Origin of the sequence: Nitrosomonas communis (genome assembly GCF_024102715.1) — a bacterium.
Lineage (GTDB): Bacteria > Pseudomonadota > Gammaproteobacteria > Burkholderiales > Nitrosomonadaceae > Nitrosomonas > Nitrosomonas communis_B.
The window spans coordinates 23,085-43,143 of the sequence record NZ_JAGFJM010000125.1 but is presented as its reverse complement, the minus strand read 5'-3'; the positions used below and the strand labels follow the sequence as shown (position 1 = coordinate 43,143).

Annotated in this window: 21 protein-coding genes; 14 read left to right on the top strand and 7 right to left on the bottom strand. The window is 45.2% G+C overall.

All coding sequences use genetic code 11. The annotated features are described in order from the left end of the window. Positions 1–146: 146 nt before the first annotated feature. Positions 147–974, bottom strand: coding sequence for a thermonuclease family protein (locus J5I83_RS12285; RefSeq protein WP_304056486.1), 828 nt, complete (start codon positions 972–974; stop codon positions 147–149). Between the two features lie 518 nt (positions 975–1,492). Here J5I83_RS12285 and J5I83_RS12280 point away from each other — a divergent pair. From J5I83_RS12280 to J5I83_RS12235, 10 genes are all read left to right on the top strand, one after another. Then, positions 1,493–2,302, top strand: coding sequence for an ABC transporter ATP-binding protein (locus J5I83_RS12280; protein WP_304056483.1), 810 nt, complete (start codon positions 1,493–1,495; stop codon positions 2,300–2,302). After that, a complete protein-coding gene (gene mlaE / locus J5I83_RS12275; protein WP_304056480.1) occupies positions 2,295–3,092 on the top strand; it encodes a lipid asymmetry maintenance ABC transporter permease subunit MlaE in 798 nt (265 codons plus the stop codon). The genes J5I83_RS12280 and mlaE overlap by 8 nt, the downstream gene beginning before the upstream one ends. Then, entirely contained in the window at positions 3,092–3,550 is a 459-nt protein-coding gene (gene mlaD / locus J5I83_RS12270; RefSeq protein ID WP_304056478.1) for an outer membrane lipid asymmetry maintenance protein MlaD, read from the top strand. The genes mlaE and mlaD overlap by 1 nt, the downstream gene beginning before the upstream one ends. Before the next feature lie 37 nt (positions 3,551–3,587). Next, the gene (locus J5I83_RS12265) at positions 3,588–4,208 is read left to right on the top strand and encodes a phospholipid-binding protein MlaC (RefSeq protein ID WP_304056476.1); all 621 of its coding nucleotides are present in this window, start codon (positions 3,588–3,590) and stop codon (positions 4,206–4,208) included. Positions 4,209–4,241: 33 nt separating this feature from the next. Next, positions 4,242–4,544, top strand: coding sequence for a lipid asymmetry maintenance protein MlaB (locus tag J5I83_RS12260; RefSeq protein ID WP_304056474.1), 303 nt, complete (start codon positions 4,242–4,244; stop codon positions 4,542–4,544). A gap of 55 nt (positions 4,545–4,599) precedes the next feature. Then, on the top strand, positions 4,600–5,508 hold the full coding sequence (locus J5I83_RS12255; RefSeq protein WP_304056471.1) for an ABC transporter ATP-binding protein: 909 nt from the start codon (positions 4,600–4,602) through the stop codon (positions 5,506–5,508). Beyond that, positions 5,505–6,260, top strand: a complete 756-nt coding sequence (locus tag J5I83_RS12250) for an ABC transporter permease (RefSeq protein WP_304056468.1) — start codon at positions 5,505–5,507, stop codon at positions 6,258–6,260. Before J5I83_RS12255 ends, J5I83_RS12250 begins: the two co-directional genes overlap by 4 nt. Positions 6,261–6,348: 88 nt before the next feature. Beyond that, positions 6,349–6,603, top strand: coding sequence for a BolA family protein (locus J5I83_RS12245; RefSeq protein WP_304056464.1), 255 nt, complete (start codon positions 6,349–6,351; stop codon positions 6,601–6,603). A 121-nt stretch (positions 6,604–6,724) separates the two neighbouring features. Next, positions 6,725–7,039 (top strand): hypothetical protein, encoded by a 315-nt coding sequence (locus J5I83_RS12240; RefSeq protein ID WP_304056463.1) that lies wholly within the window; start codon positions 6,725–6,727, stop codon positions 7,037–7,039. A gap of 68 nt (positions 7,040–7,107) precedes the next feature. After that, positions 7,108–9,753, top strand: a complete 2,646-nt coding sequence (locus J5I83_RS12235; protein WP_304056460.1) for an MMPL family transporter — start codon at positions 7,108–7,110, stop codon at positions 9,751–9,753. A gap of 141 nt (positions 9,754–9,894) precedes the next feature. Here the strand turns inward: J5I83_RS12235 and J5I83_RS12230 are convergent, their stop codons facing one another. From J5I83_RS12230 to J5I83_RS12220, 3 genes are all read right to left on the bottom strand, one after another. Continuing rightward, positions 9,895–11,232, bottom strand: coding sequence for an EAL domain-containing protein (locus J5I83_RS12230; RefSeq protein ID WP_304056492.1), 1,338 nt, complete (start codon positions 11,230–11,232; stop codon positions 9,895–9,897). A 218-nt stretch (positions 11,233–11,450) separates the two neighbouring features. Next, on the bottom strand, positions 11,451–12,038 hold the full coding sequence (locus J5I83_RS12225; RefSeq protein WP_304056458.1) for a hypothetical protein: 588 nt from the start codon (positions 12,036–12,038) through the stop codon (positions 11,451–11,453). Continuing rightward, the gene (locus J5I83_RS12220; RefSeq protein WP_304056455.1) at positions 12,011–12,484 is read right to left on the bottom strand and encodes a hypothetical protein; all 474 of its coding nucleotides are present in this window, start codon (positions 12,482–12,484) and stop codon (positions 12,011–12,013) included. The genes J5I83_RS12225 and J5I83_RS12220 overlap by 28 nt, the downstream gene beginning before the upstream one ends. Before the next feature lie 507 nt (positions 12,485–12,991). On the opposite strand from J5I83_RS12220, the gene J5I83_RS12215 reads away from it, so the two are divergent. From J5I83_RS12215 to J5I83_RS12200, 4 genes are read left to right on the top strand one after another with little or no spacing between them, the layout of a single operon-like run. Beyond that, positions 12,992–14,239 (top strand): TolC family protein, encoded by a 1,248-nt coding sequence (locus J5I83_RS12215; RefSeq protein WP_304056453.1) that lies wholly within the window; start codon positions 12,992–12,994, stop codon positions 14,237–14,239. Between the two features lie 8 nt (positions 14,240–14,247). Then, complete coding sequence (locus J5I83_RS12210) at positions 14,248–15,411, top strand: efflux RND transporter periplasmic adaptor subunit (RefSeq protein ID WP_304056452.1); 1,164 nt, start codon at positions 14,248–14,250, stop codon at positions 15,409–15,411. A gap of 2 nt (positions 15,412–15,413) precedes the next feature. After that, positions 15,414–18,542: an efflux RND transporter permease subunit gene (locus J5I83_RS12205; protein WP_304056450.1), complete on the top strand. Its 3,129-nt coding sequence runs from the start codon at positions 15,414–15,416 to the stop codon at positions 18,540–18,542. Between the two features lie 12 nt (positions 18,543–18,554). After that, positions 18,555–18,881 carry a P-II family nitrogen regulator gene (locus J5I83_RS12200; protein WP_304056448.1) on the top strand — a complete coding sequence of 109 codons (327 nt, stop codon included), beginning with the start codon at positions 18,555–18,557 and terminating at the stop codon, positions 18,879–18,881. Positions 18,882–18,913: 32 nt separating this feature from the next. On the opposite strand, the gene J5I83_RS12195 is transcribed toward J5I83_RS12200, so the two are convergent. The 3 genes from J5I83_RS12195 to J5I83_RS12185 all read right to left on the bottom strand — a co-directional run bounded on the left by J5I83_RS12195 (position 18,914) and on the right by J5I83_RS12185 (position 20,040). Then, positions 18,914–19,240, bottom strand: a complete 327-nt coding sequence (locus J5I83_RS12195; protein ID WP_304056447.1) for an FAD-binding domain-containing protein — start codon at positions 19,238–19,240, stop codon at positions 18,914–18,916. 168 nt (positions 19,241–19,408) lie between these two features. Beyond that, the gene (locus tag J5I83_RS12190) at positions 19,409–19,591 is read right to left on the bottom strand and encodes a hypothetical protein (RefSeq protein WP_304056446.1); all 183 of its coding nucleotides are present in this window, start codon (positions 19,589–19,591) and stop codon (positions 19,409–19,411) included. Between the two features lie 269 nt (positions 19,592–19,860). Next, entirely contained in the window at positions 19,861–20,040 is a 180-nt protein-coding gene (locus J5I83_RS12185; RefSeq protein ID WP_304056445.1) for a deoxyribodipyrimidine photo-lyase, read from the bottom strand. Positions 20,041–20,059: the final 19 nt, after the last annotated feature.

Here is a 20,059-nt window from a genome sequence, read left to right as displayed (position 1 = left end):
TGCGCTGATTCTAAATCGGCAATTTCTTGTGCAGTGAGCCGGTAACGTGATGACATATCAAAATTCTAATATATTCATGGCTATACTGCACTAACTTAAACCAATTTTTGACTCACGAGAAGTATATTCATGTTATGAGGCGGTAGTTAGCGCAAAACAAGTGCACTGGGATGGCGAATCAGGATCGAACGGTGATCATTTCTCCGTGATACCCACCCACGGATTTCCAGCGGTTTGTGAAGGTAGGTTTTCAGTTCTGGAAATAAAGCAAGGTGATCATTATCGATCCGAATATCAATCTTGCTGTTAAAAATCAGACGACTATAACGTTTGTTCCGCTTCAAGGAAGTAAATTTTCCCAGGAAACGCTGCCAGCCGCGTGATTTTTGGGATATCTGGGTGAGTGGTCGAGGACGATAGTCAGGTAACGACCAAATGCCCAATTTTTGTCTTTCAGCCCGCTGCTGCGCTCTGATCATTGCGTCAGCGTGGCGGAGATTAGGGGGCAGCAAATTAACCACGGCCAATCCTTTTTCCACTAGCATAAGATTAAGGTGTTCACCGTTTGGCAGGTAGAGGTGAGCAAGCAATCGTTCGTAGTGATCTTGTTTTTCTTGATCATATTCCAGGTATACGTTCCGGCCTTGAAGTTTTTTTTGTAGCCATTCTTTAGCGACCATGCCGCCAGCTTCGCCATCGCGATGACGGCTTTCGATTTCAGGTGCATTGATACCAAGTAATCTCACGCGTTCCCCATTTTTTAACACTATGGTATCGCCATCCAGCACTTTGGTAACCTGATGCAAGGATCGCTGGGTAGGTTTAGGCAGTTTGATTGGTTTGGCATTAGGGGTAGGAACATCTGAATAGATGACTCTGCCTTGTGCATCTTTCGAGCGATAGACCGTGTCGGCTGAGCAGGTAGACAGGTGGAGACAAATGAAAATAGCAAGTGGGAAGACTGATATTTTCATGAACGGCTTTGGATATCGCATTACTTTATAATGAACTGGCTAGTGTCTTATTGAGAAGACTGTTATTCTACTACTTGAGCACTTGGACTCGATGTCTGATTGATTCTGATTTGACTGGATGCGACTATTTCCATAGATAGGGCGGCTCAGCGCCATGGATGGAGTTGTGAGTTTACTTGAAGTATCAATTTTGAAATTATTCGGTATTTATGGCGATCGCTGCTTCAACAGAATGAATCAATATTATTGTATTCATTGATGTGATGATCTGGGCTATGGCATTTCCAATATTATTCTTTCAAGAAACCATTATAGGCGATTGAAAGAATCATTGGCTTGTAGATATTGGTGCCCGCAATAAAATACGATCTCAGAGTTTACCTCTGGCACTTTGGAAAAAATAGCGTTGAATCACTGATTTTTTATAAATAATGAAAAGAAGAGTCATCTTCATGAGGAATCTGGATTAAAATTCAGCATTCTGCTTAAATATACCAATCCATAGTTTGTTGTAAGTGATGTCTGAACCGCTGATCGAAATCAAAGATCTTGCCTTTTCCTATAGTACTCGTCCCATTCTGAAAAGTGTCAATATGACCATGTCTCGTGGCAAGGTCATCGCTATCATGGGAGGAAGCGGATCTGGTAAGACCACCTTGCTACGCTTGATTGGTGGGGAAATCAAACCAACTGCAGGTTATGTCAAAGTCGCTGACCAGGTAGTACACAAGCTCGGTAGGAATGATCTGTTCAGGTTACGTAGAAAAATGGGTATGTTGTTTCAGTTTGGCGCTTTGTTTACGGATTTGTCTGTGTTCGACAATGTCGCCTTTCAGATGCGCGAGCATACTAATCTGCCAGAATCCATGATTCGTGATTTGGTGTTGATGAAGTTGCATGCAGTGGGTTTACGTGGCGCCTACCATCTGATGCCGTCAGAGCTTTCCGGTGGCATGGCACGGCGTGTTGCCTTGGCGCGCTCGATTGCGCTTGATCCGATGTTGATTATGTACGATGAGCCTTTTACTGGTCTGGATCCGATTTCGTTAAGCGTTATTGGCAGTTTGATCCGCCGCTTGACCGATGCGTTGGGTATGACTTCAATTGTAGTTACACATGATGTGCAGGAATCCTTAAAAATTGTGGATTATGTTTATTTTCTTGCGGATGGCGTCATCGCCGCACAAGGCACACCGGGGGAAGTGAGGGAGTCAGTAACACCGTTTGTGCACCAATTTGTTCATGGTGAGGAAGATGGGCCTGTGCCTTTTCATTATCCTGCAGAAGCGTATCCAAAAGACTTGAAACTGGAGAGACATCTTGCCTAAACGCATTATTACCAGTATTCAGGCCGTTGGACATCGGATCATTGATGGTATTTGGCGTTTAGGTTGCGCCGCTCGTTTTTTTATCTTGGTGCTACTGAAATCGGCGGCCAGTTTTCTACGCTTTGGTCTGGTGATACGTGAAGTTTATTTTGTCGGCGTCTTGTCACTCATCATTATTCTGGTGTCTGGGCTGTTCGTTGGAATGGTGCTGGGATTACAGGGATATGAGACATTACAGAAGTATGGTTCTGAATCAGCGGTTGGTACGCTGGTTGCATTGTCTCTCGTGCGGGAGCTGGGACCGGTGATGTCGGCGCTGCTGTTTGCTAGCCGTGCAGGCTCTGCGATCACTGCTGAAATCGGTTTGATGAAAGCAACGGAACAACTGGCTGCGATGGGAATGATGGCGGTTGATCCGATTGCACGCGTCGTTGCGCCACGCTTTTGGGCAGGAGTTATTTCCATGCCATTGCTAGCAGCCTTGTTTTCCGTGATGGGCGTATTCGGAGGGTATTTAGTGGCGGTTGTTTTTATTGGCGTTGACGAAGGTGCGTTTTGGTCGTCAATGCAAAATGCGGTTGATTTTCGTTATGACATCGTTAATGGTGTAATCAAAAGCTGTTTCTTCGGGGTGGCAGTTACAGCGATAGCAGTTTTTGAAGGATTTGATGCTCCTCCAACAGCCGAAGGGGTGTCTGGTGCGACGACCCGGACGGTCGTAACTTCTGCACTGGCAATTTTGGGATTGGATTTTGTTTTAACTTCTTTTATGTTCAGGGGAGTGGATTGATGCAACGAACAATAATAGATTTCTGGGTCGGATTGTTCGTCATGGCTGGAATGGGGGCATTATTGATACTCGGCTTAAAGGTTGGCAATTTAACCAGCTACAACACGGGTGAAAGTTATACTTTGATAGGAAATTTTGAGAATATTGGTGGTCTTAAAATCAGAGCGCCTGTTAAAAGTGCTGGTGTCGTAGTGGGGCGTGTCACAGATATTCAATTTAGCTTGGAGACTTATGATGCGGTTGTGACAATGGGCATCAATTCTTATTACCGATTTCCTAAGGATACCTTTGCGAGCATACTGACATCTGGCTTGCTGGGGGAGCAATATATCGGTTTGTCAGCCGGAGGAGATGAAGAAATGTTGACAGAAGGCGACAAGATCATGAAAACCAATTCAGCCATGGTGCTGGAGGAGATGGTTGGACGTTTTCTCTTCGATAAGGCTGCTGAAGATTAAAGATTTTTGATGAGTGGAAAATTCTGGTGAGGTAAACATGAAAGTATTTATTCATAAAATTATGATATTACTCGCTACTTTTTGGTTGGTTTTTCCTGCAGTGGCAAAAGAGACTGCTCCCGATCAACTAGTGAGAAGCACAGTCGATGAAGTCATCACTATTCTTAAGCAGGATGATGGCATTAAAAAGGGAAGCAAAGATCGTGTTCTTGATTTAATAGAAACTAAAATACTTCCACATTTTAATTTCATTCGGATGACCCGGCTGGCAATGGGAAAGAACTGGTCTAAAGCTGAGCCTCAACAACAGAAAGTGCTAGTGAGTGAATTTCAAACCTTGCTAGTCAGAACCTACTCCAATGCCCTGACCAGTTATCGTGACGAAGTGATCGAAGTAACACCAGCCACACCTCAACCTGATGCCAGGAATACCACGGTCAAAACACGTGTCATTCAGGGACGGGGCAGAGAACCGGTTCCGATTGATTACACCATGGAAAAAACTGACAAAGGTTGGAAAGTATATGATGTGACTGTTGCTGGAGTCAGTCTGGTGACAAACTATCGCAGTTCTTTTAATAGTGAAATTAGAAAAACAGGAGTAGATGGTTTGATTGCGACCCTGGTCAAGAAGAATAAGTCATTAGAAGGGCAATAGACGAGTGCATTTCCTGATAATTTTTTCTAAGCAATGACAATCCAGCGTGAAGGTAGAAGCATTTACGTGCGTGGCGCAGTTATCGTCGATAACGTGGTTGAAATTACTCGACAGGGAACTGCTTTGCTGGATGAAGATGTTATGGTAGTCGATCTGGCAGAAGTCACTGAAGTTGATTCATCCGTTATCAGCATGTTATTTGAATGGCTGCGCCAGGCTCATGCCCGCAATCAACAACTTTATTTTGTCAATCTGCCAGCGAATTTAAGTAGTCTTATCCAGTTATATGGCGTGGCCGACTTCATCCCGTTGTTGGGTACAAGTATTGCGAGATAAGTTATTCTTCCTTTGCGTTATCTGATCACGCTCATTCATCAAAGTTAGTTCCTGTATGGTCGCAGCAATTGAAATCCACCAGCTTAGTAAGCGCTATGGCGTGCTATCAGCTCTGGAAAATATTAATCTTTCCATTAACCCTGGTGAGTTTTTTGCTTTGCTGGGTCCTAATGGCGCAGGTAAAACGACGCTTATCAGTATTCTTGCTGGATTGACACTAGCAACCAGTGGTCACGCCAGAATTATGGGATATGACGTGGTGGCTGACTATAGCGATGCACGCAAGAAACTTGGCGTAGTCCCTCAGGAACTGGTGTTTGATCCATTTTTTACGGTAAGAGAGGCGCTTGTCATTCAATCTGGCTATTACGGTATTAGAAGAAATGATGACTGGATTGATGAAATCCTGCATCGTCTGGATCTTGCTGACAAGGCTCATACCAATATGCGTGCATTATCCGGCGGGATGAAACGGCGTGTGTTAGTAGCTCAGGCTTTGGTGCACAAACCTCCAGTGATCATTCTGGATGAGCCTACGGCCGGCGTCGACGTGGAGCTCCGGCAAGCGCTATGGCTATTTATTAAACAGTTAAATCAAGATGGTCACACAATCGTTTTGACCACTCATTATCTGGAAGAGGCAGAAGCATTATGTAACCGAGTCGCCATGCTGAAGCAAGGTAAAATTGTTGCGCTGGACAGTATTCGTAATCTTATCAATAATGTGCAAGGTTTCTCCGTTCAGTTCCGGCTTTCTTGCGCAATATTACCACCTGTTTTACAGGGATGGTCGAGAAGTAGTCATGATGGCTTGCACATTTTCAAAATAAGAGATTACTTCCAAATTGAAACATTGCTTGCGATCTTGCGGACAGAAAAGATACAGGTATTAGAAATGCAATTACAGCAGCCGGATCTGGAAGAAGTTTTTGTGAAAATCATGGGTGCTGTGGAGGCATCATGATTGGTTTTTACACATTATTTTATAAAGAGTTGCTGAGGTTCTGGAAAGTAAGTTTTCAGACTATACTGGCTCCAATCTTGTCCAGTTTACTTTATTTACTGATTTTTTCACATGTACTGGAAACACGCATACAGGTTTTTCAGGGCATTGCGTATACTTCTTTCTTGATTCCAGGATTAGTTATGATGAGTGTTATGCAGAATGCTTTTGCTAATTCATCTTCCAGTCTGATCCAGTCGAAAATATCCGGCAACCTGGTATTTATCCTGTTGTCACCTTTGTCTTATCTGGAGATTTTCTTAGCCTATGTATGGGCATCGGTCGTACGTGGTTTGCTAGTAGGTCTCGGTGTTTACGCTGTAACAATGATCCTGTACGAAGTGCCAGTACAATTTCCTTTATGGGTGTTATTGTTCGCAATGGCAGGAAGTATGCTGCTTAGCACGCTGGGGATAATTGCCGGCATCTGGTCAGAGAAATTTGATCAACTTGCTGCTTTCCAGAATTTCATTATTTTGCCACTGACTTTTTTATCAGGGGTGTTTTATTCGATTTATTCACTTCCCTCTATTTGGCAGCATTTATCTCATTTGAACCCTTTCTTTTATATCGTTGATGGATTTCGCTATGGTTTTCTGGGAACGTCGGATATTTCACCCTACTATAGCTTGTCAGTTGTGATATCGTGCGCTGCTGGGGTGTCATGGTTGACATTGTGGATATTAAAGAGTGGCTATAAAATTCGCCATTAGAGCGGTATCGTGTTCGGTTCCTATCATTCATTTCCGTAGTTTAGCAACATCGAAATCAATAATGTTTTTATTTTCTAAAGGATCAAAAATGATTACCTCAGATCATATCAAGCAATGTATTGCAGCATCTTTACCATGTGAATGGATTCAGGTAGAAGGGGAAGATGGGCGTCATTTTAGCGCCGTCATTGTGAGCGAGCAATTCCGGGGGAAAAGCATGGTCCAGCAGCATCAGCTCGTTTACCGAGCACTGCAGGACAAAATGAAGCAAGAGGTACATGCATTATCCATGAAAACGCTTACGCCCGAGCAATGGGAAGAATATAAGCAAGCTGGACAGTAGATTCAGAACCTGTAGGCTTACTCTATGTATGGCGAGACTGTTGTGCATAAGCAGCTGTGGCAACGCGAGATGGTGAAGCTCTTCTTTGCTAAGCTGATACCATCTCAATTCACTAAACCCTATGCAAAGAACCAACCAGCATAGCGGATCGGATGCAAAAGCGATGTGCGAAGCAATGAGCTGGCCCAGCATGCGTTTTGTAGTGGTTCAGAATGTTAAGCAACATGCTATTCTGCCAGCGCGTCGTGCCAGTCAAGGGTTAATGAAAGCAATCTGCGTTGCAGAGCAGATTAACAAGAATAATGTGTCATTTATTGAAAAAATCGAACAAGCACTTCAAGGAAATAACGCAACCTGCTGCAAGCTGCAGGATATTGACAACATGCTTCAATCTGCTGGTTTTAACCAGTCTTCACCCCCAGGGACGGGGAATTAGATCCGCAGTGATTAAAGCAGGTTAGAGATTGATTATTCCAGCTTGTTTCCGGAAGGATAATTGAAATAATGGAAGCTTCACATAGTCGGATCTATCGTGCATTTGCTTACTGCGCCAGCACCTCTTATTACTATGCGCCTTGGATTCTGCTGGCGGCACTCCTGATTACCGTGGCAAGCGTGGTATACATCTCGCGCAACCTCGAGATGAATACTGATACCACAGATATGCTCTCTGAGCATCTCCCGTTCCGTGTTAATAGCATCCATTACCATAAAACATTCCCCCAGGAGATGGATATCCTGCTGCTAGTGCTGGATGCGCCCACACCTGAGCAGGCATATACTGCCGCTGATCAGCTCGCAGCACGCTTAAAAAAAGATACCAAGAATTTTATTGATGTTTATGCGCCAAACGTTGATACCTTTTTTGAGCACAATGGCCTACTTTACGAAAGCATTCCTGAACTTGAACGCATCACTGATCGTTTGGCAGCGGCACAACCATTAATTGCGCGCATAGCTGAAAATCCTACCCTCCATACTTTTGCCTCGGTACTTACTGGAGCAGTAAAAGAATTAAGCAAAGGCCGCAGTTTGGAGTTAGAGCCGGTGTTAAAGGGGGTGAGCGAAACGCTGGATGCGCAGCTTGCGAGTAAACCACGGGCGCTGTCATGGCAGGCACTTTTTCGCGGCGAACCGCAGAAAAGTAGTTACCAAGAGATGATCATGGTAAAGCCGAAGCCAGACTACACCCAGTTGTTTCCAGGTGAACAGGCCATAACAGCGGTCCATGCGGCAGCGAAAGATATTGGTTTAACGGATGATGGTTCAATTCAGCTTCGTATTACCGGGGATGTGGCGCTAGCTGATGATGAGCTCCGGAGCTCGCTGAGCGGCATGGAGTATGCCGGGATCATCACCTTTGTGCTGGTGGGAATAGTGCTTTATTTTGCAATGCGCACTTTCCAGTTGGCCCTCGCCGTATTGCTTTGCCTAACGTTAGGCTTACTGCTCACAGCGGCCTTTGCCACTGCTGCCATCGGTCAATTGAATGTTATCTCTATTGCTTTTGCGGTGCTATACATTGGTCTTGGCGCAGATTTTGCTATCCACTTTCTATTGCGATATCGCGAAGTACTGGAAGGGGGGCTATTAACGACTGACGCCATGTATAAGGCTGGTGGTGAAGCCGGGAGCGCACTGGCTGCGTGTACTATTGCCAATGCTCTTGGTTTCTATGCCTTTATACCTACCAATTACAGCGGGGTGGCAGAGTTGGGAATCATCTCCGGCACTGGCATGCTGATCAGCTTGCTGGTGACCTTTATCTTAGGTCCCGCCCTACTACGATATTTATCAAATCGGCCTGTCACTGAAGCTAGCATGAAGAAGCCTCTGGGTAAAGTGCTTGAGTTTTCATTGAAGTGGCGCAAATTAACGTATGCTGCTATTTTTGTGTTATTGCTTATTGCGATAGCACTCTTGCCACAGGTAAGGTTTGACTACAATCTGCTCAATATGCAAGACCCGAAGGGAAAAGCAGTGCAGACTTTCCGGGAATTATTGGCATCACCTGAGCATTCACCTTGGCACGCCATCGTATTAACTAAAGATTATGACGAGACGCGGCAACTCAAAGAGCATTTAGCTGAGCTTCCTGGAGTAAGCAAGATCGTTACCATGCTTGACTTTGTCCCCACGGAGCAAGAAGAGAAGCTGTCAGCGATCGAGGAAATGGCGCTGATAATCGGACCACTTATCCTATCGATGCCGGAACCATCGACAGATAAACAAATGATAGCTCAGCAACGTCAGGCTCTGGATGATTTGAGTATAGCGCTCGATCAGTATATTAAAGAGTATCCTGATTCCTCCTTAGCCACGCCTGCGCTTACTCTCAAGACATCGCTCGCCACGTTGTTTACCCAGCTGGATAAGGCAAATTTCGGCGAGCAGGAGGAATTACTGCATTCATTAGAAGAGGGCCTGCTTTCCACACTACCTCCTGCGATGCAGCGTTTACGCAATTCGATTGAAGCGCTACCCTTTAGCGAGCAGGAGTTGCCCGAAACGCTCAGTAGCCGCTGGCGTAGTCAGGCAGGAGAATACCGGGTTGCAGTTTATCCGGCAGAGGATCTCGGTGATGATGAAGCATTGCGCCGTTTCGTCAGATCAATACAAGAAGTAGCACCTCAGGCTACTGGCATGCCGGTGGTAAGTTTGGAAGCAGGTGAGGCGGTGGTGGATGCCTTTATTCAGGCTTTTTCACTAGCGCTGATCGGAATTATAGTCGCGCTCCTGATATTATTGCGCAGCATAAAGTACACCATACTCGTGTTGATTCCACTTTTACTCTCCAGTGTATTTACTGGAGTGTTCACTGTCTTGCTAGACATACCATTCAATTTTGCCAATATCATTGCTTTGCCGCTTTTGCTCGGGCTTGGTATCGATAGCAGTTTGCATATGGTGCACCGAAGCTTGGATAACAAGTTGGAGAGTGAAATTCTGATTCATACCAGCACTGCACGTGCTATTTTTTATAGCGCCTTAACTGCTTTGGTCGATTTTGCCAGCCTTATGTTTTCATCGCACAAAGGTACCGCTAGCATGGGGGCATTACTTACCGTTGGTCTAACTTTTACCCTGATTTGCACGCTTGTTATACTGCCAGCCCTTTTGCGAATTCCTGCTCAGTATGCCAGATCATAAATCGCAGTAGTTTATCTAGTGTGAGCAACGGTTTTATCAACAGAGCTTTTCAGGAATGTTATGCGTAATAGGGGATAAGAGCGAGGGGATATTGCTATTGCTGCAGCCATAGCAATACTTTTTCAGACTTGAACTGTGTGCTTACTCAAGATCTTTAAGTAATTGCGGTGGTGCAATACCAAATCCCTGAGCGAAATCAACGCCCATTTCATGTAATTCTCCGATAATCTCTGTTGATTCAACAGACTCTGCAATGGTTCGGATCTTCATCAGATGCGCTATCTGGTTAATTTCCTTTACTTTGGCCAGATCTGCCGGATTATTCAAGCTATTACAGAATAAACTTCCATCTATTTTCAGGAAATCGGTTTGAATGCTTTTGAGCAAGTTAAATGAGGTGCGCTCATGACTAAAACCAGACAAGGAAACTTTGCAACCTATTTGTCTGACTTTCTGTGAAAAGATTGTAACCTCGGTGAGGTTAGATTTTGCATCTGATTCTTCGATTTCGAAGCATAATGTTTGCGCAGGAACATTCGATTGCTGCAACTGCTCCTGTACAAAATCAATAAATTGCGGATCACTCAACGTATCCTGGGCCAGATTGATGCAGAATAGCATATCGGAATTCATATTGTGCCTGCCCAGCCACGTTGTCATATAACTGACCACCCAGCGATCCAGCCGTGGCATCAGATGATATTTCTCGACAAAGGATATAAATGCGCCAGGGGGAATAAGATTATTTTCCTCCTCAGCCATTCTGATTAGAATCTCATAGCCTCTGCATGAATCTGCAGCTGTCTTTGTCGAGATGATACTTTGACAATATAAGTGGAATTTACCTTGCTCAATGGCTTGAATAAGCCGGGCAGCTGAATCTATTGATACTGTAGAAAAATGCGTACTTTCATTTTCCTTAGCAGATCCATGATGGTTGCTGCTGTCTTGGATCAGAGCATTTTTTGATTTTGTTTGCTCTTGTGTATTATCTGATTCGTTCTCTTTTAGAATACGGGGCGTATACAATGTATAAAAGCCGATGACTTTCCCTTTAGAATCAAAATGTGGCACAAATTGTTCAAGAATGAGGCATGTTGAACCATTGGCCAATCTTTGTGATCGTTTGTTCTGTATTATCTCGCCAGCTAAAATAGTATCAATATTGCACTTGAGTCCATGGTGGAAATGCTCATTCAAAAATTCTCGTGCGAATCGATTGTCGATTTGCTCCGCATTCAATCCAAACCATAAACGGTACGCCCGATTATGGTAACAGCATTGCTGCTCAGCATTAAAGTAGGCAAGCATGACTGGAAGGTTTTCATCAATGATTTGTAATCTGGTTTTATTTTCAGAGGAAGTTTTCTCGGCCCAGATCCGGTACTTGATTTCATTAGCAAGTCTTTCCTTATTGGCAACAAATAAAGCCAGATGTTTCGCAAAAGCTTTTTCTACGCGCGTGATTTGAATGATCATGGTAAATATCGTTGCCGTCAGAATGATCCACAGGATATGAATAATCTGCGGTTCTAGTCCAATCATCAAATAATTTGCGGCTATAAGCAATCCTGTCGCAGCAACGGCGATGCTTGCTGTGAGATAGGGCTTGACGCGATTGAATCTGGAAGAAAGTTGTGCGTTCATTTTCTATGATTGCTGAAAAACTAGAAATGAGTAGCAGAAATTGAACTCGATCATTTTGCATAACTTGATAAAGGTTTGGTTCTTACCCAAAATTTCCAAGAACTGCGCTGTGTCATGACAAAATTTTTCATATCATGGTCATTTAAAGCAGTGATCGTCAATTGAGTGATTTTTCCTTGTTTCACTGCTTCGAGTAAGGGCGTAAACCAGTCATGTTCCAACGCGTACAAACATTTACGCCATTCATAGATATTCCTGTACAGTGTTTTTCCCTGCAAAGTATCGAGTATTACTAAATGATTATCCGATTCTACTGCTTGCTGCCATACCATTGCTCCTTGCGGAAGAGAGCAGTGTGTTACGCCGCTTGCAACTGCCAGAGCATGGGCAAATGTATTATCACTCCATACTTGATTGTAAGCAGAACGCATGATCCGTGGCATCACGCCTCCTCCCCAGAACCAGATACTATTGATCGCTAATTCGCCGCGCGCTGCTCTTTCCTGGTTAAGCTGATGTTCATGCAACAGCATTTGTATCTCGTTAAAAATGCTATGCCATATTGGGCTATCTTCGCCAACTGGCAGCAAATTATTGATGTTTTTACCAGCTATTTCACTAAGTAACCGGGTTTGCAAGCCAGGAACCTTGGCGAGACGGATATACCAGCGATCTGGTTGGAGCGGTAAAAAAATATGTCGTTTTTGTTGAAATACTGATTGAGAGTTTCGGCAAATTGTAACGATTCCTTTAAGGAAATCGTGAAAACCTGGCTATCAGCCAGCAGAATATGATTGTTTTCAATACGCAGATGAACCGGATCAGCGCGTAGCCAGTACTCGTTTTGAGCGCGATCTTCATCGGTTCCGTCAATATGTAACATGATAGGTGCGACCGGCCAGTCTTGCTGTTTAGGAACACTAAAAGCCTGGCATAGCCATTCTTCTACTGCTTGCGGGTAGTACTCGGTAGCGTGGCTTTTTGCCAGAATCTTTTCCAGAGAAGGTAGAGATAAGTCGCTATAAATTTCAGTTCTGTTAGTTTCAGGCCAAAACAAACCTGGAATGAGGAGATGTAGCTTCATAAATCATATGTGATGAGTTAATAGGTTATGGATAAAAATTTCCGTTAATCAGATGTTCTAAGCGAGGGATAAAGTAATCAATAGGCGGAGTAGAAATTATAAGATATGGATGAGATGATTGCGTCTATGTTTCCTGTGCAGAAATTGCATCGGTCAGTATGTTGGAAAATTCATGCTCTGGGTAAAGTAAGTATCATGGTAGTGTTCATGTTAATTCAGCGCGATGATGCAAGTGCCCGGGAAGACAAAAATTGATTAAATAGCATTTCCGTTATTCAATATTTTTCTGGCTTGTTCAGCTTGTATTCATTTTTTGCTCTGTATAATTGTTCGCCGATTGATTCATTTCTGATCAGTACAACAGGTATATGCTTGTTGCTCGGAGATATACCTGTATCCATTAATCTTGGACAAATACATAGTTAATGACCTATAGTGCATGTGCGGATGAGAAGTGCACTAATATAACTTCACTAAAAGATTGCTAATTGCCTAGAGTTTTTTCTTATGCAGAAATTTTATATTTTGCTCTGCTTATTATTTTTTTTTAATTCTGTAGCTTGGGCTAAAGAAGCAGTAATTAAGCTCTCGATTGAAGAGATACAGCGATTGGGGTTGGAAGCTAATGGACTGGTTCTTGCAGCACGCTCACAAGTCAATATTGCTGAAGCAGGTGTGGTAAGCGCATCTGCTTTTCCTAATCCCGAAGTTACTTTTACTGCCGGTCCAGACACACCTCGACTTCCCTTTGAACTGACCGGTCCATCATCAATGCAAAGGCAAGTAACAGTAAGTCAGCCCTTAGAAAATCCCTTCCTTCGCAGTGCCCGAATCGGATCAGCAGAAGCTGGAGTCGAGGCTAGTCGCGCTAATCTCGATCAGGTACGTGCAGATTTGGCAGCGCAATTGCGTGTACGCGCTTATGAACTGCTGTTGCGTAGGGAGCTAGCGGCAATGGAATCGAGCATTTTCGATTTGATGGAAGAGATACGACGGCGCATCAAGTTAAGTGTCGACGTAGGTGAATCTGCACGGTTTGAGTTGATTCGGGCCGATACTGAAGTGATGACTGCGGCAAGCAGAAAGGAAGCAGCGCTGTTAAGCGCAGAGCGCGCACGTGTTACGCTTTTCCAGCTTACTGCAGGTGCGTTGCCGCCTGATTTTGAAATTGTTGCTTTTCTTAATGATCCGGTCGATTTGCCCACGCTCGAGGAACTGCATGAGCAGATTGTAATAACTAATCCTGATATCTTACGTTTACAAGCTGAGCAAGATCGTGCGCGCCTCCGTATTGACCAGGAGCGTGCTTCTGTTTTACCTTCGGTGAATATTTTGTATAGCAATTACCAGGATAGACAATTTACTTCGAATACTGCCGGACTAAGCGTTAGAGTTCCTTTGTTTTACCGGCGCCGTGGTGAAATTGATAGCGCCATATTTGATTCTGCGCGTGTGCGTGAAACCTTGGAATATCGGCGCTATGAAGTTAATCGGCTACTTGAGTCTGCCTGGCAGGCTATGCAGATTGCAAAACGCAGAGTAGAGATGTATGAAGGAGGCATCATTCAGGAAGCTGAATCTGCATTACGTGTGGCAGAAGCCGCTTTTCGTTTGGGTGAGCGCGGTTTTATCGAGGTGCTCGATACGCAGCGTGTATTACGTGGCGCGCGCGCGGAGTTACTGCAAGCCTATTTTGAGTTACAGTCAGCAGCTGCCGAAATTGACCGGCTACGCGCGCATTATCCCAAGGAGTAAATCTTCGCATGAATGTTCAAGTGTTAATTGCCCGTGTGGCAGTGCTTATTGCGTTGTTTTTAACGGCATGTGAGCAGAATAATTCTTCAGCACCTCAGGCTGAAGAAGCTACGCAAGCAAAAGCAACGGATCCAAATAGCATCATTCTCAAACCGGAAATGATGCAGCGCATCAAAATCGGAAAACCAGAGATCATTGATGTGGCCGATAAAATAAAAGTGCCGAGTCAAATCGAAATAGATGAGCATAAGCTAGTTCGGGTAGGTGCAAACGTCACTGGCCGTATCGTTGAGGTCTCTGCCAAGCTTGGTGATGAAGTAAAAACAGGGACCGTGCTGGCGCGGATAGCCGGACCAGAACTGACACAAGCACAATTGGCATATTTACGTGCGAATTCAGTGATGCAGCTTGCTAAAAGGGCAGCTGCACGTGCGCAACAGCTCTTTGCTGCCGATGTGATCGGTGCGGCTGAATTGCAACGCCGCGAATCTGAGCTACAGGTGTCGCGCGCCGAATACAGTGCGGCGAAAGATCAATTACGCTTATTGGGAGTAGACGAAAAGGCATTGGATGATTTACTGAAGCGGGGGCAAATACTTCCCTCTGTACCCATTACTGTTTCTATGCCTGGCACCGTTGTGGAACGTAATGTCTCGATCGGTGAAGTGGTACAACCTGCAGATAAGTTATTTACGGTAGCTGATTTATCGACAGTCTGGGCGACAGGGGACGTGCCGGAGCATATTGCACGCCATGTGATGCAAGGGCAGCATGTGGAGATTAAGGTGCCAGCATTGGGAGATATCAATTTTGATGGCGTCATCATTTTTGTTGCTGATACTGTGAATCCATTGACCCGCACGGTTATGGTGCGCACGGAAGTGGAAAATCCAAAGCGTAAGCTTAAGCCTGCCATGCTGGCTAAAATGCATATCACCGAGAATCCGCATAAAAGTCTGGTAGTACCTGAAAGTGCCGTGGTGCGGGATTCCAACATCGATTATGTGTTTGTTGATCAGGGCGATAATCGTTTCTTGCGAGTGCCAGTCGAGCTGGCGCAGGAAATCAATAATATGAGACCAGTGCTCAGTGGATTGACTGATGAGCGGAATATCGTACTGGAAGGCGCTTTTCATCTTGATAATGAGCGTAAGCTCGCTGAACTGGAATAATCATGCTCGCTTCAATCGTACGTGCAATGCTCAAGCAGCGCCTCGTCGTGGCGGTTATTTCGCTTATTTTAGTGGGCGCAGGTTTCCAAGCGGCTCAAAAGCTATCTATTGATGCTTTTCCTGATGTCACTAATATACAAGTGCAAGTTGCTACCGAAGCGATCGGCCGCAGTCCGGAAGAAATGGAGCGAATTGTCACCGTTCCGATGGAAATTGCCATGACCGGCCTGCCCGGTCTGGTTGAAATGCGCTCATTAAATAAAAGTGGCTTATCCATCATAACGCTGGTGTTCACTGATGAGACGGATGTTTATTTTGCGCGCCAACTTGTCATGGAGCGAATGATCGGTGTAGCAGACAGGATGCCGCCGGGAGTAACCCCGGTACTCGGGCCCGTATCGACTGGATTGGGCGAAGTTTATCAATACACACTTGAACATCCTGGAGATGGGCAACGGCAACTGACCGTGGAGGAATTGACTGAAAGACGCACCATTCAGGATTGGGTAGTCCGGCCCATGTTGCGTTCAATTCCAGGTGTCGCGGAAATCAATTCGCAAGGGGGGTTTGCCAAGCAATATCATGTGCTGGTTAACCCTGATCAGTTGCGTCATTATGATTTGACGCTCGCCCAGGTTGATGCCGCCATTGCTAACAATAACGCGAATGCGAGCGGTAATATCCTGACCCTGCAATCCGAGCAATATCTAATCCGTGGCGTTGGCCTCATTGATACTTTGCAGGATATTGAAGATATCGTGCTGAAAGAGATTAAAGGCGTGCCGGTATTTGTGCGTGATGTGGCCGAAGTCAAATTTGGTGCGGAGGTAAGGGCGGGTGCCAATATCAAAGGTGGCTATACTGAAGTCGTCTCAGGTATTGTCATGATGATCAGGGGGGGCAATGCTAAGGAGATCGTCGAACGAGTAAAAGCAAAAGTTACTGATATCAATGAACGAGGACTACTGCCCAATGGTCTGCAGATTGTTCCTTTTTATGATCGGACAGATCTGGTCGATGCGGCAATATGGACCGTGACCAAGGTGCTGATCGAAGGTATTGTGCTCGTCATCATCATATTGTTCATATTTCTGGGCGATGTTCGTTCCAGTTTGATCGTAGTGGCAACACTCATTATCACACCGCTTGTCACTTTTATGGTAATGAATCAACAAGGTATCTCTGCCAATTTGATGTCGCTGGGAGGACTGGCGATCGCGATTGGCTTGATGGTTGATTCGACGGTAGTGGTGGTGGAAAATGTTTTTCACCGTTTGGGTCATGCCAGTGGCACACGCGAATCGCATTTGCGCACGATTGTTGATGCAGTTGCCGAGGTGGGTACGCCTGTGATTTTCGGGATTTCTATTATCATTCTCGTGTTCCTTCCCCTGATGACATTGGAGGGAATGGAAGGAAAGACATTCAGTCCGCTTGCCTATACTATCGCAATTGCATTGGCAATATCGCTAGTTGTGTCATTAACGTTATCGCCGGTATTGTGTTCCTACATATTAAAAGGCGGCGCTGATCATGATACGAAAATTATTGCCTATCTCAAATCGGGTTACCGCTATTTATTGAATGCGGCCTTGGCCAGTGAAAAAAAGACGATCATGGTTGCAGTAGGTTTATTGGGGTTGTCATTTGTCTTGTTTCCCCTCCTGGGTAAATCGTTCATTCCTATCATGAAAGAAGGTTCGATTACGCCCGTGATCATTCGGGTGCCTTCTATTTCGCTTGATGAATCCTTAAAAATAGAAACAGAAGCCATGAAAATGATTGCTGCGATCCCTGGTGTAAAAAGTGTGGTGGCGAAGATTGGGCGCGGTGAATCGCCCGCTGATCCTGCCAGTCCCAATGAGTCTGATCCTATTGTGAACATTGATCCGGAATCTGGTCGTACCCAGGAAGAAGTCGAAGAAGATATTCGTAAGGCACTCGCAATTTTGCCTGGTGTGCATATAGTGCTTTCTCAACCCATTGCCCAGAGGGTGGATGAAATGGTGACGGGGGTACGGTCACAAGTCGCAGTCAAGATTTTTGGCGATGACCTGGATAAATTGCGAGAGTTGTCCGAGCAGGTGGCGCGTATTATAAGGTCTGTGCGGGGTGCGCGTGATCTGCGAATTGAGCGCTTATCTGGTCAGCAGTCACTTACAATCGATATTGACCGACGTGCCATTGCACGTCATGGGCTGAACGTTGCCGATGTGAATGAACTGATTGAAACAGCGATTGGCGGTAAGGTAATCACCAATGTATTCGAAGGTGAACGACGTTTTTCCTTGGTGCTGCGTTATCCAGAGCATTTTCGTAACAATGTCGATGCGATCTATGATCTGTTATTGCGCACCCCAACCACCACGACAACAGGTCTTAGTGGGACAATGGCAGAGGGCGGTGCATTAATACCGCTTCATGCTGTAGCTGAAATCAATGTTGTCGATGGGCCTGCGCAAATTTCGCGAGAATTTGCCAAGAGACGGGTAGTGGTTGGCTCCAATGTACATGAACGGGATCTCGGAGGATTTGTTGAGGAAATACAACAACGCGTTGCCAAGGAAATCAAGCTTCCACCTGGTTATTATTTCGAATGGGGAGGGCAATTTGAGAATATGGAGCGTGCCATGGACACACTCTCGGTGATTGTGCCGCTGACCATTGCCGCTATATTTTTCCTGTTATTCTTGTTGTTCAATTCAATCAAGCTAGCGGGGCTCATTATTCTTGTTCTGCCCTTTGCATCGATAGGGGGAGTAATTGGGTTGTTTCTCACCGGTGAATACCTGTCGGTGCCTGCCTCAGTAGGCTTTATTGCGTTATGGGGGATTGCGGTATTGAATGGTGTAGTATTGATTTCCTATATTCGTAAACTGCGTGAAGAAGGTGTCAGTGTAGCGGAAGCCGTTGTGCGTGGTTGTGAGCAGCGGTTCCGTCCAGTACTGATGACAGCAACTGTGGCGATGCTTGGTTTGGTGCCATTTTTGTTTGCTACTGGTCCTGGTTCAGAAGTACAACGGCCTTTGGCCATTGTGGTGATCGGGGGACTGATTACTTCTACTTTATTGACTTTAGTGGTCCTCCCCACGTTGTATCGCTGGTTTGATGAAAAACCCCTGGAAGCATGAGGAGAGTTTATTATGAAAGAAATTCGCGCCATTATTCGTCCATCGCGTCTAAGTCAATTACGTAATGCCTTGCATGACATACCTGAATTTTTCAGTTTAGTGGTATGCAAAGGTGAGGGGTTTTCCACGGCCATCAGCCAGCAGCATCAAACAGTGCGTGAAGAATTAACCGATTTCACCGACAAGATTCTGGTGATGGCGTTAGTGAATGATCATCTGGTAGATATCATCGTGGACCTCATCGTGCGGGAATGCCAAACAGGTCTACCGCATGATGGTGTGGTGTGGGTCGTGCCGGTTGAAAGTGCTTACCTCATTCATGATAAAGGTGCGCTTTGAGATGTATTCTTGGACTTAATTTTGAGTCCTCGTCAATCAATGGCCTGCCGGTAAATTTTCAGACAGCGCTCGCGTGCGAAGACATGATCGACGATTGGTCTAGGATAAGCAGAGGCATGCAAATCCTTTATCCAATGGTGGATATAGTCAAAATTTTTATCAAATTTTTTGATTTGAGTGACGGGACTGAAGATTCGGAAATAGGGGGCGGCAGTAGCGCCACATCCTGCTATCCACTGCCAATCGCCGACATTGCTTGCCATTTCATAATCCAATAACTTTTCTGCAAAATAAGCTTCACTCCAGCGCCAGTCGATTAACAGATGTTTGCATAAAAAGCTGGCTGTGATCATGCGCATGCGGTTGTGCATAAACCGCTTGCATTGAGTTGACGCATGCGTTGATTTAAAACTTTTATTCCGGGTATGGGAAAATGCCACAGAATCTGGCTGAAAAACTCACGCCAGATCAACTCATTGCAGAAGGCTTCACAATTGGCTGCGCTACCTGGAAAATTTTGCGAATGCTTACCGTACCAAAGCGTAGATGAGGACCAGCCGTGAAGCGCCTGCTATGGCAGGGAAATTTCTGTCTCGCTCATACTGCTGCAGTAACTCGTTGTCGAGTCGGTAGGGGAGTATGGCGATAGTTGACCACTTAAAACCAATGTCAGCCAGCGATAGATCAGGCAAATGTGATTGCCTGATCATATTCATCAATTTGGTTTCGCTGGGATAATTATAAGCGCTGTATGATGCTGTATGGCTTTCCATTTATGCATATAAGGCGTGTAAATCGCATAGGGGCCGCCTTCATCCCTAGTAATCTCATTTTTCTCAAATAGAACAGGTTCATAATCATGGTTGGTATACGCGGCAACAGGGTATGACCGCAAGATGCGATCAAATACATCAAGCGACGTTCCATGATAGAGCGCAAGTGAACTGCTAATCTGCGTTTGCAGACGGGTTCGAATTATTCATAAGATATCGTAAGTGAACGTGACACGGGCATCGTCATGAGGCAGGCTATCCAGAATAAATAGGTTAAAAATGAAAATGGGCAGAACAGGCCGTCCGCATGCTAAGGCCTGAAAGAGTTCCGTATTGTCTTCCAGCCACAGGTCGCACCGGAACCAGAAAACGGGCAGCGGTGTCATTACTGAGATGTGCTTGGTA

Bases quoted from the DNA above. Each gene is read 5' to 3' on its own strand.
- J5I83_RS12210 (WP_304056452.1), top strand. From the start codon at position 14,248: ATGAATGTTCAAGTGTTAATTGCCCGTGTGGCAGTGCTTATTGCGTTG.
- J5I83_RS12215 (WP_304056453.1), top strand. From the start codon at position 12,992: ATGCAGAAATTTTATATTTTGCTCTGCTTATTATTTTTTTTTAATTCT.
- J5I83_RS12190 (WP_304056446.1), bottom strand. From the start codon at position 19,591: ATGATCAGGCAATCACATTTGCCTGATCTATCGCTGGCTGACATTGGT.
- J5I83_RS12280 (WP_304056483.1), top strand. From the start codon at position 1,493: ATGTCTGAACCGCTGATCGAAATCAAAGATCTTGCCTTTTCCTATAGT.
- J5I83_RS12245 (WP_304056464.1), top strand. From the start codon at position 6,349: ATGATTACCTCAGATCATATCAAGCAATGTATTGCAGCATCTTTACCA.
- J5I83_RS12205 (WP_304056450.1), top strand. From the start codon at position 15,414: ATGCTCGCTTCAATCGTACGTGCAATGCTCAAGCAGCGCCTCGTCGTG.
- J5I83_RS12265 (WP_304056476.1), top strand. From the start codon at position 3,588: ATGAAAGTATTTATTCATAAAATTATGATATTACTCGCTACTTTTTGG.
- J5I83_RS12185 (WP_304056445.1), bottom strand. From the start codon at position 20,040: ATGACACCGCTGCCCGTTTTCTGGTTCCGGTGCGACCTGTGGCTGGAA.
- J5I83_RS12255 (WP_304056471.1), top strand. From the start codon at position 4,600: ATGGTCGCAGCAATTGAAATCCACCAGCTTAGTAAGCGCTATGGCGTG.
- J5I83_RS12230 (WP_304056492.1), bottom strand. From the start codon at position 11,232: ATGATCATTCAAATCACGCGCGTAGAAAAAGCTTTTGCGAAACATCTG.
- J5I83_RS12195 (WP_304056447.1), bottom strand. From the start codon at position 19,240: ATGCGCATGATCACAGCCAGCTTTTTATGCAAACATCTGTTAATCGAC.
- J5I83_RS12250 (WP_304056468.1), top strand. From the start codon at position 5,505: ATGATTGGTTTTTACACATTATTTTATAAAGAGTTGCTGAGGTTCTGG.
- J5I83_RS12200 (WP_304056448.1), top strand. From the start codon at position 18,555: ATGAAAGAAATTCGCGCCATTATTCGTCCATCGCGTCTAAGTCAATTA.
- J5I83_RS12285 (WP_304056486.1), bottom strand. From the start codon at position 974: ATGAAAATATCAGTCTTCCCACTTGCTATTTTCATTTGTCTCCACCTG.
- J5I83_RS12220 (WP_304056455.1), bottom strand. From the start codon at position 12,484: ATGAAGCTACATCTCCTCATTCCAGGTTTGTTTTGGCCTGAAACTAAC.
- J5I83_RS12260 (WP_304056474.1), top strand. From the start codon at position 4,242: ATGACAATCCAGCGTGAAGGTAGAAGCATTTACGTGCGTGGCGCAGTT.
- J5I83_RS12235 (WP_304056460.1), top strand. From the start codon at position 7,108: ATGGAAGCTTCACATAGTCGGATCTATCGTGCATTTGCTTACTGCGCC.
- J5I83_RS12240 (WP_304056463.1), top strand. From the start codon at position 6,725: ATGCAAAGAACCAACCAGCATAGCGGATCGGATGCAAAAGCGATGTGC.
- mlaD (WP_304056478.1), top strand. From the start codon at position 3,092: ATGCAACGAACAATAATAGATTTCTGGGTCGGATTGTTCGTCATGGCT.